Annotated in this window: 15 protein-coding genes; 8 read left to right on the top strand and 7 right to left on the bottom strand. The window is 64.2% G+C overall.

Going from position 1 to position 16,636, the window contains the following annotated elements:
* The first annotated feature begins 16 nt into the window (after positions 1-16).
* From O3300_RS04495 to O3300_RS04485, 3 genes are all read left to right on the top strand, one after another.
* Positions 17-2,452, top strand: a complete 2,436-nt coding sequence (locus O3300_RS04495; RefSeq protein WP_305052187.1) for a penicillin-binding protein 1A — start codon at positions 17-19, stop codon at positions 2,450-2,452.
* Positions 2,453-2,714: 262 nt separating this feature from the next.
* A complete protein-coding gene (locus O3300_RS04490; protein ID WP_251348475.1) occupies positions 2,715-3,227 on the top strand; it encodes a hypothetical protein in 513 nt (170 codons plus the stop codon).
* 97 nt (positions 3,228-3,324) lie between these two features.
* On the top strand, positions 3,325-3,636 hold the full coding sequence (locus tag O3300_RS04485) for a hypothetical protein (protein ID WP_251348476.1): 312 nt from the start codon (positions 3,325-3,327) through the stop codon (positions 3,634-3,636).
* 2 nt (positions 3,637-3,638) lie between these two features.
* Here the strand turns inward: O3300_RS04485 and O3300_RS04480 are convergent, their stop codons facing one another.
* The 4 genes from O3300_RS04480 to O3300_RS04465 form a co-directional block, all read right to left on the bottom strand.
* Positions 3,639-4,373, bottom strand: coding sequence for a hypothetical protein (locus O3300_RS04480; protein ID WP_305052186.1), 735 nt, complete (start codon positions 4,371-4,373; stop codon positions 3,639-3,641).
* Positions 4,373-4,939, bottom strand: a complete 567-nt coding sequence (locus O3300_RS04475; protein ID WP_305052185.1) for a hypothetical protein — start codon at positions 4,937-4,939, stop codon at positions 4,373-4,375. Before O3300_RS04475 ends, O3300_RS04480 begins: the two co-directional genes overlap by 1 nt.
* Before the next feature lie 79 nt (positions 4,940-5,018).
* Positions 5,019-5,306 (bottom strand): putative quinol monooxygenase, encoded by a 288-nt coding sequence (locus O3300_RS04470; protein ID WP_305052184.1) that lies wholly within the window; start codon positions 5,304-5,306, stop codon positions 5,019-5,021.
* A 121-nt stretch (positions 5,307-5,427) separates the two neighbouring features.
* Positions 5,428-6,000 (bottom strand): FMN-dependent NADH-azoreductase, encoded by a 573-nt coding sequence (locus O3300_RS04465; protein ID WP_305052183.1) that lies wholly within the window; start codon positions 5,998-6,000, stop codon positions 5,428-5,430.
* 162 nt (positions 6,001-6,162) lie between these two features.
* Here O3300_RS04465 and O3300_RS04460 point away from each other — a divergent pair, with 162 nt between their 5' ends.
* Both O3300_RS04460 and O3300_RS04455 read left to right on the top strand, forming a co-directional pair.
* Positions 6,163-6,558, top strand: a complete 396-nt coding sequence (locus O3300_RS04460) for a helix-turn-helix domain-containing protein (protein ID WP_251349211.1) — start codon at positions 6,163-6,165, stop codon at positions 6,556-6,558.
* A 77-nt stretch (positions 6,559-6,635) separates the two neighbouring features.
* Positions 6,636-7,919: a hypothetical protein gene (locus O3300_RS04455; protein WP_305052182.1), complete on the top strand. Its 1,284-nt coding sequence runs from the start codon at positions 6,636-6,638 to the stop codon at positions 7,917-7,919.
* A gap of 73 nt (positions 7,920-7,992) precedes the next feature.
* Here O3300_RS04455 and O3300_RS04450 read toward each other — a convergent pair whose 3' ends face one another.
* On the bottom strand, positions 7,993-9,024 hold the full coding sequence (locus O3300_RS04450; RefSeq protein WP_251348482.1) for an AraC family transcriptional regulator: 1,032 nt from the start codon (positions 9,022-9,024) through the stop codon (positions 7,993-7,995).
* A 222-nt stretch (positions 9,025-9,246) separates the two neighbouring features.
* Here O3300_RS04450 and O3300_RS04445 point away from each other — a divergent pair, with 222 nt between their 5' ends.
* Positions 9,247-11,241 (top strand): glycoside hydrolase family 3 protein, encoded by a 1,995-nt coding sequence (locus O3300_RS04445; RefSeq protein ID WP_305052181.1) that lies wholly within the window; start codon positions 9,247-9,249, stop codon positions 11,239-11,241.
* Positions 11,242-11,255: 14 nt separating this feature from the next.
* On the opposite strand, the gene O3300_RS04440 is transcribed toward O3300_RS04445, so the two are convergent.
* Both O3300_RS04440 and O3300_RS04435 read right to left on the bottom strand, forming a co-directional pair.
* Entirely contained in the window at positions 11,256-12,374 is a 1,119-nt protein-coding gene (locus tag O3300_RS04440; protein ID WP_305052180.1) for a Gfo/Idh/MocA family protein, read from the bottom strand.
* Positions 12,375-12,405: 31 nt separating this feature from the next.
* A complete protein-coding gene (locus O3300_RS04435) occupies positions 12,406-13,599 on the bottom strand; it encodes a phytanoyl-CoA dioxygenase family protein (RefSeq protein ID WP_305052179.1) in 1,194 nt (397 codons plus the stop codon).
* Positions 13,600-13,705: 106 nt separating this feature from the next.
* Here O3300_RS04435 and O3300_RS04430 point away from each other — a divergent pair, with 106 nt between their 5' ends.
* Positions 13,706-14,749 carry a LacI family DNA-binding transcriptional regulator gene (locus O3300_RS04430; RefSeq protein ID WP_305052178.1) on the top strand — a complete coding sequence of 348 codons (1,044 nt, stop codon included), beginning with the start codon at positions 13,706-13,708 and terminating at the stop codon, positions 14,747-14,749.
* A 65-nt stretch (positions 14,750-14,814) separates the two neighbouring features.
* Entirely contained in the window at positions 14,815-16,608 is a 1,794-nt protein-coding gene (locus O3300_RS04425) for a DUF885 domain-containing protein (protein WP_305052177.1), read from the top strand.
* The last annotated feature ends 28 nt before the right edge of the window (positions 16,609-16,636 follow it).

Below are 16,636 nucleotides of genomic sequence, written 5' to 3'. Positions count from 1 at the left end.
AAGCATGGCATCAGGCATGGAGCAGTTTCAGGAAAAAGCACGGCAGGCATGGACATGGACGCGCGCGCAAGCCGTGCGCGTGGCGGGAGTGGCGTGGACAAAGGCGGTGGCGCTGTACCGGCGCGGCCACGCGCACCTGATGACCTTGCCGCCCGTGCGGCGCGCGCTGGTGCTGGGGCTATGGTCGTTCCTGGCCGTGCTGGCGCTGGTGATCCTGTACATGCTGCTGCTGATCCCCCTGACGCCGAGCATCCACGATTTGCGCCAGGCGCGCGCGGCCGCGCCGAGCACCATGGTCAGCGCGGACGGCGAGGAACTGGCCCGCTTCGACCAGGGCTTGCAGGAGCGGGTCACGTTAAAACAGATTTCGCCGAACGTGATCAGCGCGCTGATCTCGACGGAAGACCACCGTTTCTATGAACATCACGGCATCGATTTCACGCGCACGGCGGGCGCCGTCCTGCATACGGCGGGAGGCAACCCCCAGGGCGGCTCCACCATCACGCAGCAACTGGCGCGCAATATGTTCCCCGAGGAAATCGGCCGCTCGCGCAACCTGAACCGCAAGCTGAAGGAACTCATCACGGCCCTCAAAATCGAGGCCACCTACAGCAAGACGGAAATCCTGGAAGCCTACCTGAACACGGTCCCCTTCCTGTACAACACCTACGGCATCGAAATGGCGGCGCGCACCTATTTCGACAAGCCCGCCTCGCGCCTTGACATCCTGGAAAGCGCCACCCTGGTCGGCATGCTCAAGGGCACGAATTACTACAATCCCGTCGGTAATCCCGAACGATCCTTGCAGCGGCGCAATGTGGTGCTGGGGCAAATGCGCAAACATGACGTCATCGACGAGGCGCGCTACAGGCAGTTGATCAAGCGTCCCCTGCGCCTGCATTTCGAGCGCCAGAGTGAGCGGGCGCAATCGGACAGCCATTTCACGGCGTATGTGCGCAAGTGGCTGATCGACTGGGCCGACGAGAACGATTACAACCTGGAGCGCGACGGCTTGATCGTGCACACCACGCTGGACCAGGATTTGCAGCAGGCGGCCGAGCGCGCCGTCGAGCGCCAGGCGAATGCCTTGCAGGCGATCGCCGACGTGGAATGGAGCCGCGCGGGCGTGCCGTCATCCACGTCGACAGGCATGTATGCGGGCATGCAGGGCGGCAGCGTGCCATTCGATTATTTCTGGAAATCGCATCCGGCCCTGCTCGACGCCTTCGTGCGCGAGTCGGGCGACTACCGCAAGCTGACGGCGGCCGGCGCCACGCCGGACGACGCGCTGGCGCAACTGAAGGGCGACCGCGCCTTCATGGCGGCCTTGCGCAAGTCGAAGACGCGCCTGGAAGCGGGCTTCGCGGCCATGGACCCGGCCACGGGCGCCGTGCGCGCCTGGGTGGGCAGCCGCGACTTTGCGCGCGAACAATTCGACCACGTGTCGCAGGCGGCGCGCCAGCCCGGTTCCACCTTCAAGCCCATCGTGTATGGCGCGGCGCTGGAAAAGGGTCTGAGCCCCGAGCACGTCTACCGCGATGCCGTGATGGATATCAAGGCGTCCGACGGCACGATATGGCGCCCGACGGACATGAGCGGCACGACGGGGCGCGACATGACCATGCGCGACGGCCTCGTGTACTCGAAAAACACCATCACGGCGCAAGTGATGCAGGACGTCGGCTTGTCGCCGATCATCAAGCTGGCGCGCGCACTGGGCATCCGCGACAGCAAGCTGGAAAAAGTGCCGTCGCTGGCGCTGGGCACCAGTCCCGTGACCCTGCTGGAAATGGTCAACGCCTACGCCAGCATCGCGGCCCAGGGCGAGGCGCGCCTGCCGTTCGTCGTCACCCACATCACGGACCGCGAAGGCAAGGTCATCGCCCGCTTTGGCGACGACAAGCCGCAGCGCGCGATGAAGGCGGAATCGGCGGCCACCCTGACGGACATGATGCGCGGCGTCATCGACCGCGGCACGGGCACGGCCATCCGCAGCCGCTTCGGCATCCGCTCCGACGTGGCGGGCAAGAGCGGCACCACGCAAAACAATGCGGACGGCTGGTTCATCCTGATGCACCCGGAACTGGTGGGCGGCGCCTGGGTCGGTTTCAATGACGCCAGGGTCACCATGCGCAGCAATTACTGGGGCCAGGGCGGTCACAATGCCGTGCTGGTGGTGGGCGACTTCTTCAAGACGGCGCTCGACACGGGAAAACTGTCGCGCGACGCCATCTTCCCTGGCGGCAAGCCTCCACCGCCGCTGCGCCATGTGGAACCGGTCGACGAGCCCGCGGACGAACCCGTGGAAGAGCCGGGCGATTTGCTGCAGGAAGGCGCACCGGCCGCGCCGCTGGCCATGCCGGCCGAAGGCGAGGGCGGACAGGAATCGCATGGGAAGGCGGTGCCGGAGGCGGCTCCCGCACCTGCGCCGCTTCCGTTGCCATCGGATTGAGATGACACTTCTATATGGCGTCGTTATTGCGGCCTTCGGGTTTCATATCGTGCCATCCTCGTTGCTGTTCGTCACGCGGTGCACTTGAAGGCAGAAACTTGGCCATAGCATGTCGCTAACTGTGCTCCAGTTTGTTTCGGGCGAATCAGGATGAAATCGGTTTGCGCACAGTCTTTAGCGAAGTGCAGGAAAATCACGTCCGTTTGGAGTTCTTGAGTTTATTATATGGAACTTCAGTGTTCTATTTTATTAAGGTGATACGATGAATAAAGATACTCCTTTCTATTTTTCTTGTCCGGACTCCGTAGAGATTCAAGTGAAGGTTGACTGGTCGCTTCCAGTGACGCATGACGTGTTGTTTCATGGGCTGGTTGAGGAAGATGCGACTGCCTACTTCTACGCCATAATTGCCATTCATGAGAAAGAATGGTGGCCGTACTACATCGGGAAAGTATTTTCTCAATCTACATCGCAGCGACATCGTGCTGCCGACCATATCGCCAGAATCGCGAGATTACGTGAAGAGTATCCTGAAAAGACATTTCATATTTCGCTTGGTACGCCAATCTTGAAAGACATGCACGAGGTCCCTGACTCGGAAACTGTCGATGATATTGAAGGCCTACTAATTATTTCTAATTGGAGCGAAAAAATGATCAATAAACGAAAAGTTGATCGCTTCATATGCACCCGTCAGATATCGCTTGAAAATACGGGTTTTTCAGAGCATCTTTACAAACGAGCTGCCTATGGATTGTTCTGGGCGGGGGAATGATTGATGATTTTGGTCGGAATGTTCCGATTTATAAGTACGGTAGATGGTCCAGAAAGTTGATGTATAAATTTAGATTATTTTAAGAGGGAGGAAAGTAATGGAGGGAAATACTGATTCCAGAACCTGTGAAGAGCGGTGTAGCGATCGGGTTCGCACTCCTGCGGAGCGGGCCATTATCTATGCTGGGGTTTTGGGCGGATTGAGTCTGGAACAGTTAAATAATTTACTGGCGCAAACCAATACGCGATGTGTTCCTGCGGCGAGTTACGAATCCATGAAAAAAACTTATGTCCCTTTCTGGATTGCAGGCATGGAAACTAAAGGGGAAGGGCCGAATATATTCGGTAAGGAGATATATCATCCAACACCTTGGGGGCGTTTGAACGCGGCGGCAGACGTTGACGACTGACACTAGCGTGTATTGCGCCTCAACCCCGCTTCGCGCACGAACACTTGCAGCGCCGCCAGCGTCTGCTGGTGCAGCGCTTTCAATTCTTCTCTCAGCGCAGGCTTGACGGCCAGGCTGCCATCCGCCTGCCGGCGCACGGGCAGGCCCAGCGCCTGCGCCATTTCCACCGGGTAATTCGTGAAGTTGCCATACGGCCGCTTGCCGTCCACGGACGGGGTGGGCCAGTAGCCTTCGGCCAGGTAATCCTCCGCACTGCCCATGCCCAGCATTTCCACCGTCAGCCACGACTGCTGGCGCAGCAGCGTCAGGTGCCGCTCAGTCAGGGTGAACGGCGTTTTGCCGTGGGCATAGCTGCCCGGCTTCAGGTCGGCCATCTGCACGAAGTGGGGCAGCAGCAGCGATGCCTCCATCAGGCGCTGCGCGGCCAGGGCCGCATCCTTGCCGGCGATGGCTTGCATGGCCAGTTGCAGGGTATCGCCATTGCCCAGCGGGTGCTCCGGATTGAGCATGGGCGCGCCGCTTTCCACGGGCGACCAGCCGATGTTGAAACGCCGTATCAGCGCCAGGTGGTGCACATTGAGCACCTTGGGCAGCGGAGCGTCGAGGGTGGCCAGGATGCGCTGGCGCACGTCGCGCGGCAGGCCGTCGTCGGCCGCGCGCGCGAGCATGGGCGAGCACAGCAGGGCGCCGGCGAGGCGCAGCAGCTGGCGCCGCAGGGGCCGGTTCAGGCCAGGCATCACGGTGCCGTCAAGTCCTGGCGCTGGAATTCGATGCGGTTTTCTTGATAAGCCCACTTGGTGTAGGGCCCGAACACGCGCCGGTTTTCCTTGCTGTCGGCATTCGACAGTTCGCGCTTCATGCGCCGCACGAGGGCGGGGTCCGTGAGCGGCGCCGTCGTGGCGGCAAATACGTCGTGCCGCACGCTCTGTTTCGCGTCGGCGCCGCGCGAGATGATGGTGAGCTTGCGCGAGGCGGGATCGAAGTACACGCGCATGGCGAAGGTATTCATGTCCTGCAGATACAGGCCGTCGTCGCGCTGCTGGGCATAGAAATAGTCGCCGCACACGGCTTTCGGCTCGCGTTTCCACTCGCACGACAGGACGATCATCAGATGCTGGTCATCGAGTTGCTTGACCGAAATGCGTCCCTTGGAATAGCCCCAGGTGCTGGCCGGCACGGTCGCCGACGAGGCCAGGTTGTAGTCGCCCACGAGCTTGGTCAGGGGAGCTTGCGCCGAGGCGCCCGCGCAGAAAGTAAAGGCGGCGGCCGCAAGGGCGCCTGGTATCTTGGAAAAGGATGTCATGATGGCCATAAAGAAAAGTTGCCATATTATAGATGGCAACTTGCCAAGATGGCCGCGCGCTTGAACGCGCTGCTGGCCGTTACTTCAGCTTGCTTAATTCCGCCACGTCGATCTTGACGGTCTTGCCGTCAGTGGCGGCCACCAGGGTCAGGAAGTGGGGCGTCGCGTAGTGCGCCGTCAGGGCCGCCTTGTCGGTCCATTCTTCCAGCATGATGAAGCGCATGGGAATCTTATTGTCGAGGTGCAATTCGTAGCGCAGGCAGCCGCTTTCGGCGCGGCTGGGCGGCACGACGGCTTCCAGGGCGGCGCGCACGGCGTCGATTTGGTCGGCTTGGGCATCGATGGTGGCGACGACGGTCAGGGTCATGGTGGTCCTTGTGTAGTGGTGGGGCGGATGCAGCTTAGCGCATCCTGGACTTTCATGCCTGTCATGTCCAGTCTGGCTGCGCCGAAACAGTTTCCGTCGCAGCCAGAAAATCCGCCGCCGCTTACGCTGCCTGCAGCGCGCCGATCTGTTCAAACGCAGCCGTCAACGCCTGCACCCTGGCGTCGTCGCTGACCTTGACGCCTTCGGCGCGCACGATCTCGATCTGCGTGACGCCGAGGAAGCCGAAGAAGGCGCGCAGATGGCTTTCCTGGTGTTCCAGGGCGGCCATCGGCGTGTCGGCGCCGTAATAGCCGCCGCGCGTCGAGGCGATGATCACGCGCTTGCTGCCCAGCAAGCCTTCCGGGCCATTGGCGCCATACTGGAACGTTTTGCCGGGCACGGCCAGCGCATCGAGCCACGATTTGAGCTGGCTGGGGATGGCGAAGTTGTACATGGGCGCGCCGATGACGATGACGTCGGCGGCCAGCACCTGCTCCAGCGCGCCGGACAAGTCGGCTGTGTCGGCGGCGCCGGGCGCGGCCGTAAATTGCGGCAACGGTTGCGCGGCCAGGTCGCGGTACTGGGCGACGGCGCCCGGCGCGGCCGCTTGCAGGCGGGCGACGATGGCGGCGGACAATTGGCGGCTGAGGGATTGCTCGCCGAGGATGCTCGAATCGATGTGCAGGATGTTCATGTGGGCCTTCTTGGGTGATATGATCGGGTGGTATGCTTTTGTAACCGAGTTAAATATAGTGACTATCAAATGAACGCACAAGAAGGCACTTTTTCCACACTGGGGCACACGGATGTGACTATTGGCGACGCCGCCGCGCAAGGAGCGGAGCTGGAACGGCGCATGCGTGACGAGGGCGGCCATGCGGGCGTGGCCGCTTCCTGCCGCCCGATCACGGATATCCTGACCCGCGTGGGCGACAAATGGAGCGTGATGGTGGTGATATTGCTGGGTAATGGCACCAAGCGCTTCAATGAGATGCGCCGCCTGATCGGCGGCATCTCGCAGCGCATGCTGACCCTGACCCTGCGCGGGCTGGAACGCGATGGCCTGGTGACGCGCACCGTATTTCCCACCGTGCCGCCGCGCGTCGATTACGCCCTGACGGACCTGGGCCGCTCGCTGTTGATCCCCATCAGCGCGCTGGGCGCCTGGGCCCATGGCCACCGCGACGCCATCGATGCGGCGCGGCTGGCGTTCGATGCGAGGGCGGCGAACCAGTCGCCAGCGGCGGAGTAGGCATGGCGCTGCAAACCATTTGGCGAGAAAGTGAAACAATGCCCCAGATACAATTATTCTACCCCCGCAAGGAAGCCGTGGATCTTGCCTTGCTGCTGGCCGTGTGCGATGAGTTGAGCCAGGAGTGGAAAGACCATGCGCTGGGCGTGGAGCCGATGCCCGTGTATGGTGACAATAAATCGCTGGCGGAGCGCTTGCGCGCCAATCCGCACTACGCCTGCAGTTTTGACGTCGCTTGCCGGCTGCTCAGCAGCCAGCGCAATACGCGGCAAACCTCCCGCGCACTGTTCGACCATGTTGACAATGCGCAATGGTTTGAGCGCGTCAAGGCGCCGCATGGTTTGGGTGGCAGAAACGTGGATTGCGTGGAATTTACCGCGCCATGCCTGGCGTACTGGCATGGCTTGCCGGATGCCGCGCGCGCGCAGCTGGCGCTGCAGGCGCAGCAGCTGATCTGCGCCGACGTCGAGCTGGGCACCGGGGAGGACGTGGCGGTGGTCACCATGCAGTGGTCCGATCCGCAGGCGATTGCCGCGCTCGCCAACACGGTCGAGGTACCGGCAGGCGGCACGCTGGACCGGCGCCAGCTGCTGCAATTGCTGGTCGCCGATATCGGCCAGACCCCGTTCCAGCCGCGGTATCGCCGGCAGAATATCGGTGCCCCGGTCACGGGCTGGGACCGGCGCCTGCTCGCGTATTTCTGGCCGCATAAGTCGGTGGGCTATGCCGGCACGGCGCAGAAGACAAAGCCCTTGATTGCGGCGGCCGCGCAGTTGGCCCTTTGCCTGGAGGACGGGCGCGACTGGGACGGTCAGCAGCAAGGCGAGGCTGTCGATTTGGCGGAGGCGATTTTCAGCTGGGGAGGCGTGCCGCAAAAACACGGCACGGTGACGCCGGCCAATGTCGCAGCCGTGTTCCGCGCCGCGCTGGCCGCGGATGGCAAGGCTGCCGCGCTGATGAACAGCGGCTGGACCAAGGTGGCGGCTTTTGCCACCGCCCACCGCGATCACGCCCGGGCGGCTGGCTGCGCGCAAGTCATCTGGGATAGCCGGGTCGCGACCTCGCTGATTTCGCGTCTCGACCATCTATTGTCGGCCAACGGGCAGTCCGCGCCCGGCAGTCTGTTTCCCGGCATCGGCACCGTTGCCGGACGCGGCGGCAGCCGTCCGCGCCCGCTTCGGCTGCGCTGGCCCGACGGTTACCGCAAATGGAGCGCGCAAGTGGCCGGCAGTGCGCTGGTCCGCGACATTTGCGGCTTGCTCAATGCCGGCAACCATCCGGCGATGCCCTTGCCAGAGGGCGGCACGGGGCCGTGGACCATGCGCGGCGTTGAAATGGTGCTGTTCATGGATGGTTATTGAGCGTCACCCGCGCCCGTCAGCTGCGCCATCGTCTGGCGCAGCTGACGGTTCGACGCACGACGGATCTGCCTGACTAGAGTCCGGCCGCATCGCTCCGGTAGCGCGCCGGCGGCAGTTCGAACTGGGTCTTGAAGAAGCGGGTGAACGCGCTTTGCGAGGAAAAGCCCAGGCGCTCGCTGATTTCCACCACGCTCAGGCTCGTTTCGCGCAGCAAACGGCGCGATTCGCGGCTCTTGGCGCGCAGTTCCAGCGCGCGGAACGACGTTTTCTCCTGCTGCAGCTGGCGCTGCAGGGTCCAGCGGTTCATCGCCAGGCCGTCGCACAGGGCCGGCAGCAGCGCGGCGCCATCGGCGTCGGCTTGCTGGCCCAGCAAATCGATGATGGCTTGCTCCACGCGGGCCGAAAACAGCTGCGCGCCCTGCAACTGCTGCAATTGTCCCTGCGCGTGCCGCAGCGCGTGCGGCGCCAGCATGGCGTTGAACTGGGCGAAAGGCCGGTCCAGCGCGGGCGCGTCAAACGTCAGCGTGTTGCGCGCCTGGCCGAAGGTGGCGGCGGCGCCGAAGCACTCGCCAATGGCTGGCGCGAACCACGGCGCCTTGCCCTGGAAACCGGCATGGAAGGCCGTGGCTGCGCCATCGTCGTAGGCGCGCGCCACCAGCGACAGCATGCGGAAATTGGCCAGCGCCTGCATGGCGCCCCCCAGCGGGCAAAACTCGGACAGGTATTCGATCTCGATGCGCGTCCCATTCTCACTCATCAGCATGAAGTCGAATTCGCCGATCAGGCCCCGCAAGTGCAGCAGCTCGTGCAGGGCGCTGCGCAGGGTGGGGCGGTTGAAGCAGACGTGGGCGATGCCCGAGTAATGGGCGAACCAGTGCGTCACGTCGAGGTCGAGCAAGCCGCGGTGCTGCGGCAGCTGCTGGGCGTAGGCCGTCATGCGGCGGTGCCGCTCGGCGTTGATGCGTCCGCCCGGCTCCTCGAGCTGCGCCGGCGTGATGCCCGTCTGCCGGAAAAAGTCGGCGGGGTCGTGCCCATCGGCTTGCATGGCGCGCGCGCATTGCTGCGCGATCCGGTTCGAAACCGTGCGCGTATCGGGTTTGTGCAAGGGTATCTCCTGCTTGTTGTAGTAATTTTTCACAAATATTAGCACTTTGTAGGAGATTGTTGGTTGTCGTGCCGTCTAACCAAAAATTGTTCTCGCGGGTATAAAACGCGTGCTGTGCGGTCAAGAAACTCACGCATTCTCACGCTATATTGATTTCGGGCTGGCCCTGATGCCACCCGGATACCTACAAAAACAGTCTTGGAGATAATGATGAATTGCACTATGAAACCGATGGCCCGCATGGTCGCCGGCTGTGTCGCCACGCTTGCCCTGGCCGCCTGCGGCAACGACACCGTCAGCGAGGAATACACGCAGCCCGTGTTCGGCGCCACCACCTATAGCCAGCTCAAGGTCGACGGCTATACCTTCAAGGACATGAACCGCAACGGCAAGATCGACCCGTACGAAGACTGGCGCCTGTCCGCCGAGGCGCGCGCCGACGATTTGCTGTCGCGCATGAGCCTCGACGAGAAGGCCGGCCTGATGATGCACGGCACGGCGCCCACCGTGTCCGACCCTTCCGGCATCGGCCTCGGCGGCGCGTATGACTTGACGGCACTGCAAGACCTGATCGTCAAGCAGTACGTCAATACCTTCATCACGCGCATGGCGGGCGATACGGCCAACATGGCGTCGCAGTACAACAAGGTGCAGGAAATCAGCGAAACGTCGCGCCACGGCATTCCCGTGTCCATCAGCACGGACCCGCGCCACCATTTCCAGTACACGGTGGGCGCCAGCGCCGGCACCAAGGGATTTTCCCAGTGGCCGGAAACCCTGGGCCTGGCCGCCATTGGCGACGATGCGCTGGTGCGCCGCTTCGGCGACATCGCGCGCCAGGAATACCTGGCCGTCGGCATCACGCAAGCGCTGTCGCCGCAGGCGGACCTTGCCACCGAGCCGCGCTGGTCGCGCATCAACGGCACCTTCGGCGAAGATGCGGATCTGGCCAAGCGCATGGTGCAGCACTATATCGAAGGCTTCCAGGACGGCAATACGGGCTTGCACGACGGCAGCGTGGTGGCCGTCGTCAAGCACTGGGTCGGCTACGGCGCCACGAAAGAGGGTTTCGACGGCCACAATTACTATGGCCGCTACATGACTTATCCGGGCAACAACTTCGCCTACCACGTGAAGCCGTTCGAGGGCGCCTTCACGGCCAAGGCGGCCTCCGTCATGCCTACCTACGCGTTGCCGGATGGCAATATCACCATCGACGGCATCACCCTGGAGCAGGTGGCGGCCGGTTTCAGCAAGACCATGCTGACGGACTTGCTGCGAGGTAAATACGGCTTCGAAGGCGTGATCCTGTCCGACTGGGGCATCACTTCCGACTGCGACGCCAACTGCCGCAACGGCACGCCGGCCGGAGTGGCGCCTTCCTTCATCGGCTTCGGCACGCCGTGGGGCATGGAAAACGCCACCAAGGCCGAGCGCTACGTGAAAGCCGTCACGGCCGGAATGGACCAGTTTGGCGGCGTGACGGAAGCGCCCTACCTGACGCAAGCCGTGCAGCGGGGCCAGTTGACGGAAGCGCGCATCAACGCGTCGGCGCGGCGCATCCTGATCCAGAAATTCAAGCAAGGCCTGTTCGAACACCCATTCGTCGATGCGGCCAAGGCGGCGACCACGGTGGGCAAGGCGGACTTCATCGAGGCGGGCCTGGAAGCCCAGCGCCGCTCGCTGGTCTTGCTGGAAAACAAGGACAAGGTCTTGCCGCTGGCGGCCACCGTCAAGAAGGTTTACCTGTATGGCATCGATGCGGCCGTGGCGAAGCAGTATGGCTACACGGTGGTCGCCACGCCGCAGGAAGCGGACGTGGCCCTGCTGCGCGTGGCCGCGCCGTATGAAATCCTGCACCCGAACTACATCTTCGGCAGCATGCAGCACGAAGGGCGTTTGAACTATGTCGATGGCGACGCCGACTACGAAGCCATCAAGAACGCGGCGAAATACGCGCCGAAGACGGTGGTGACGGTCTACCTGGACCGCCCGGCCATCCTCGGCAACGTGCAGGACAAGGCCAGCGCCATCCTCGCCAACTTTGGCGTCAGCGACGGCGCGCTGTTCGATGTCTTGACGGGCAAGGCCAAGCCGCAAGGCAAGCTGCCGTTCGAACTGCCATCGTCGATGGCCGAAGTGCAGGTGCAGAAATCGGACGTGCCATATGACACGGCCCATCCGCTGTACAAGTTCGGTTACGGCCTGGCGTACTGATAACGCCCCTGTCGTCAGCGCAAGGTAATCCAGCTGCGCTCCTGCACGGAGCGCAGCGCGGCGGCTATCAGCCGGTCCACTTCGTAGCCGTCGCGGAAGGTGGGCCAGACTGGCTGGCCGCCGGCGATCGCCTGCAGAAAATCGCGCGCCTCGATGACGATTTGCTCGTTGTAGCCCGTGCCGTGTCCGGCTCCCTGGCTGAACGCCAGGTAGTCGGGGTGGGCGGGGCCCATCAGCAGGCGCTGGAAACCCTGGCGCTGCGCCGGGCGGCTGGCGTCGTACAGCCACAGCTCATTCTGGTTTTCCTGATCAAACGCAATGGCGCCTTTCGTCCCCGTGATACGGTAGGTGTAGCCCATCTTGCGCCCGGCCGCCACGCGGCTGAAGGTCAGCGCGCCCAGCGCGCCGCTGGCAAAGCGCAGCATCAGATTCCCCTGGTCGTCGTTGTCCACCGCTTCCATGCCATGCGGGCCGTCGCGCCGTGCATGCACGGTATTCATGTCGGCCACCAGCGAGTCGACGGGGCCGCCCAGGCGCAGGGCCAGGTTGAGCAGGTGCGAACCCACGTCGGCCAGCGCGCCGGCGCGCGTTGCCGTGGCTTCCCGCGTGCGCCAGGACGCGGGCGCGCGCGGGTCGTGCAGGTAGTCTTCCACGTGCTCGGCGGCGACGTGGATGATGTCGCCGATTTCCCCCGATTCGATGATGTGCCGCGCCAGCTGGCTGGCGGGCGTGCGGATGTAGTTGTAGCCGACCATGTTGGCCACGCCCGCGCTTTCCGCCGCCTGCGCCAGCAGCAAGGATTCGGCGGCCGTCATGCCCAGCGGCTTTTCGCAAAACACGGGTTTGCCCAGGGCCAGCGCCGCCAGCACGATGTCCTTGTGCGTGGCGGGCGGCGTGGCGACGACGATGGCGTCGATGGCGGGGTCATTGACCAGTGCGCGCCAGTCGCCGGTGGACCTGTTCCAGCCCAGTTCCCGCGCGCTGCGCGCCGCGCCTTCTTCGCTGCTGGTGGCGATGCAGGCGCAGACGGGGTTGCGGGCCGTGGGAAAGATGCTGCGCACGGTCTTGTAGGCGATGGTGTGGGCCTTGCCCATGTAGCCGGCGCCGATCAGGCCGATGTGGATGTCTTGCATAGGGAGTCTCCGAGGGTGACGCGTAGGGGATTCAGGCTTGCTGGCGCCAGGCGTGGCTGTCCAGGGCGTCGAGGAAGCGGGCCGCGGGCCAGTCCTGCGCCAGCGCTTCGCGCATGAGCTGCTGCTGCGTGGGCGGCGCCATGCCATCGATGGGCTGGTCGCGGTCCAGGTTACTGGGAAAGGCATAGCCTTCGGCGCAGGCGGCGATCGCGTGGCCGACGCCAGCGTCATCCAGGGCACCCTGCGCGCGCAGCGCCTGCAAGGCGGGATATAGCGCGGCGCTCATGGCGCGGCGGTCCAGCGTTTCCATGGCACGCCCGAATGGCGACGACACTTGCAGCAGGTTGGCCATGCGGCGGATGTCGGGCGAACGGTTATGCCCGGCCGCGTGGAACAGGGCGGGATTGAAGAACACGGCGTCGCCCTTCGACAGCGGCAGCTGCACGCAATGCTGCGCGAAATAGTCGCGGAACGGCCGCTGCTGCCACGCGAGAAAACCGGCCCGGTAGCGCTGCGAATAAGGCAGGTACAGGGTGGGACCGGATTCCAGCGGCATGTCGCAATGGGCGACGGCGCCCTGCAGGGTCAGGAGGGCAGACATCTGGTGCACGGGCGCGGGATAGGCGGCGCAGGCGGCGGCGCTCTGGAAGCCCAGGTGATAGTCGCGGTGCGGCGCCTGGGCGGCCCCGCCGGGATTGACGACGTTTACTTGCGCCGTCATCTGGTAGGCGGGCCCCAGCCAGGCCTCGGATATCCAGGCGAAGACGGGATTGGCGTAGTAGCGCGCGAACGTTACGGGCGCGCGCAGGCAAAGCTTTTGCTGGGCGTTCCAGATGCGGTCATTCGCGCCCGGCCTGGCGAAATGGTCGCCGCCCGCCTGGCCGCTGGCATGCTGCCCGGCGATCAGGTCGCGGAACACGCGATTCGCCTGTTCCAGCGTCTCCATGTCGGTGACGGCCCGTTTGAGCACGATGACGCCGGGACCGTCCATCAGCGCCTTGCCCCATTCGGCCTGCAGCGCGCGCAGCGAGGCCGGATTGGCAGCCAGTTCGCGCACGGCGTCGCAGTCATAGACGAGGATATTTTCCTGCACCGCGGCGGCGTGGGGATAGTCGGCCAGCGTCGTGCGGCAACTGACGGTGCCGATGAAGTCTTGCAGGTCGCAGCTTTCCGGCGTCAGCCAATACGGGACGGGCGGCTGGGCGCCGGCGTTAGTGATGTGCATGCGGTGTCTCCTGATTATTTAAGTTGTAGAATCAGTATAGGGATGAAAATCCGCATTTTTCATCAGAAAATCCATCAAAAAACCATCAATCCGAAATGGAGAGCACGTGACGCATCCTTTCCCTGTCAAGGTCGTGGCGCTGCAGGCCGGCGTCAGCGTGGCCACGGTCGACCGCGTGATCAAGCAGCGCGGCGGCGTGCACGCCAATACGGTGCGCCGCGTGATGCAGGCGCTGGATGAACTGGCGCGGCAAAGCACGCAGGTGGGCCTGTCCGGCAGAAAATTCATGCTCGACGTGCTGATGGTGGCGCCGCGCCGCTTTACGGATGCCGTGCGCGCCGCGCTGGAGGCGGAGCTGCCGTCGCTGCATCCGGCCGTGCTGCGTTCGCGCTTTCACCTGCATGAAACCCTGGAGGTGGACGGCATCGTCGACCTGCTGGAGCGCATCCGCAAGAACGGCAGCCACGGCGTGCTGCTCAAGGCGCCCGACTTGCCGCCAGTGGCCGAGGCGGTGAACCGGCTGGCGGCGGCCGGCATCCCCGTGGTGACCCTGGTGACGGACTTGCCGGCTTCCGCGCGCCGCAGCTATGTGGGCATGGATAACCGGGCGGCGGGCGAGACGGCCGCTTACCTGGTCGGCCAGTGGCTGGGCAGCGTGAGAAAAAAACAGCAGGTGCTGGTGACCCTGAGCAGCAACCGCTTTCATGGCGAGGAAGAGCGCGAGATCGGCTTTCGCCGCGCGCTGCGCGAACGGCACCGCCATTTATCCATCGTCGAAGTGAGCGAAGGCCACGGCATCGACGGCGCCACGGGCGCGCTGGTGCGGCAGGCGCTGGCCGACCATCCGGGCATCGCCGCCGTGTATTCCATCGGCGGCGGGAATGCCGCCATCGTGCAGGCGTTCGCCAAAGCGGGCCGGCCTTGCCAGGTCTTCATCGGCCATGACCTCGATGCGGACAACCTGGCGCTGCTCAAATCGGGCGCCATCCACGCCGTGCTGCACCACGACCTTGGCCAGGACATGCGCCGCGCCTGCCAGGAAATCCTGCGGGCGCAGGGCGCGCTGCCGGCATTGGCGCAGCCGGCCTGCCTGTCCGCCATCCAGATCGTCACGCCGTGGAACCTGCCCGCCCTGAATGGCCTGAATTGACAGGCATGCGAGGCTGGCCGATACTCGCCGCTTCGCTCATCGCTCACCTTTGAAGGAATCCCCCGATGTCCGTCATCCCGAAATTGCATCAGACCGTGCTTGCCGCCTTGCTCTCCACCGCGTTTGTCATGCCGGCCATGGCAAACGCCACCCCGTCGGCCTGGGTCGAGGCCAGCAACCGCAACGCGGCCATCGTGCTGGCGGCGCAGGCGCAGTTCTCGCCTGAAAACGCTTCCGACACGGGCCTGGCGCAGTACGACGGCCTGGCCGCCGACCTGGGGCCCAATATTGTCGAACGCCAGGTGGCGGCCATGCGGCAGGCGCGCGCGCAATTGCAGCGCAAGCTGGCGGCGGAAAAGGATGAGCGCATCCGCCAGGATCTGCAAATCCTGACGCAGGCCGTCGACCAGGAGATCGCCGGCGCCCTGCTGGAAGCCAAGTACGCCTTGCCGTGGGTTGATGTGCCGCAAATGGTCTTTGGCAGCATGCAAAGCCTGCTGCAGGAACAGCGCCCGGCCGCGCGCCGCGCCAAGGCGCTGGAACGCCTGCAGCGCTATGTCGGGCAATACCCGGGCAGCACGCCGATCACGCAGCAGGCCAAGGCGCGCTTCACGGAAAAGATCGGCAAGCAGGGCCTGGCCGGTCCCGTGCGGCTGCAGGTGGAGCAGTCGCTGGAAAACGTGCCGACGTATATCGCCGGCATCCGCAAGCTGTTCGCCGACATGAAGATCACCGGCGCGGAAAGCGCGCTGGCGGCCATGGAGCAGCAGCTCAATGACTATGCGGCGTGGGAAAAGCAGGTGGTGCTGCCCCTGTCGCGCACGGATTTCCGCATGGCGCCCGAGCTGTATGCGTTTCGCCTGAAGCAGGTGGGCATCGACATCGAGCCGCGCGCGCTGGTCGAACGGGCGCAAGTGGCGTACCTGGAAACGCGCGCCGCCATGCAGGCGCTGGCGCCCGTGGTGGCGGAGAGAATGTCGCTGAAAGGTGTCGACGGCAGCGATTACCGCCAGGTGCTGCGCGCGCTGAAAAGCGCGTCGATTCCCAACGAGCAGCTCGAAGCGCATTACAAGGGCGTCAATACGCAGCTTGAAGAACGCATCGCCCGGCAGCGCGTGGTCGATATTCCTGCGCGCGCCATGACCATGCGCCTGGCGTCCGCCGCCGAATCGGCGGCCCAGCCGGCGCCGCATATGCGTCCGCCTCCGCTGATCGGCAATACGGGAGAGCACGGCCAGTTCGTCCTCCCCGTCAGCAATCCGGCCGCCAGCGGCAAGGGCGAGGCGTATGACGATTTCAATTTCGCTGGCGCCGCCTGGACCCTGAGCGCGCACGAGGGCCGCCCTGGCCACGAGCTGCAGTTCAGCGCCATGGTGGAGCGGGGCGTGTCGCAGGCGCGCAGCCTGTACGCGTTCAACAGCGTCAACGTGGAAGGCTGGGCGCTGTACGCGGAAGCGGAGATGATTCCCTACGAACCGGCCGAAGGCCAGTTCATCGCGCTGCAGTTCCGCATGCTGCGCGCGGCGCGCGCCATGCTCGACCCGATGCTGAACCTGGGGCAGGTCACGCGCGAAGAGGCGGGCCGCATCCTGACGGACGAGGTGATGCTGTCGAAACCGATGGCGCGCCAGGAACTGGACCGCTACACCTTCAATATGCCGGGCCAGGCGGGCAGCTATTTCTATGGCTATACGCGCATCCTGCAGCTGCGCGCGGAAACGGAGCTGGCGCTGGGAGACAGATTCGACCGCCTGGCCTTCAACAACTTCCTGCTGGGCCAGGGCTTGCTGCCGCCGGACTTGCTGGCCAGGGCCGTGCGCGAACACTTCATCCCCGCACAGAGAAAAGCCGGGGGCTGACGGCGGTCTCCTGCGCATGCCATACTGG

It is taken from the genome of Janthinobacterium sp. SUN206 (assembly GCF_030587305.1).
GTDB lineage: Bacteria > Pseudomonadota > Gammaproteobacteria > Burkholderiales > Burkholderiaceae_D > Janthinobacterium > Janthinobacterium kumbetense.
This window is presented reverse-complemented; position numbering and strand designations above follow the sequence as displayed.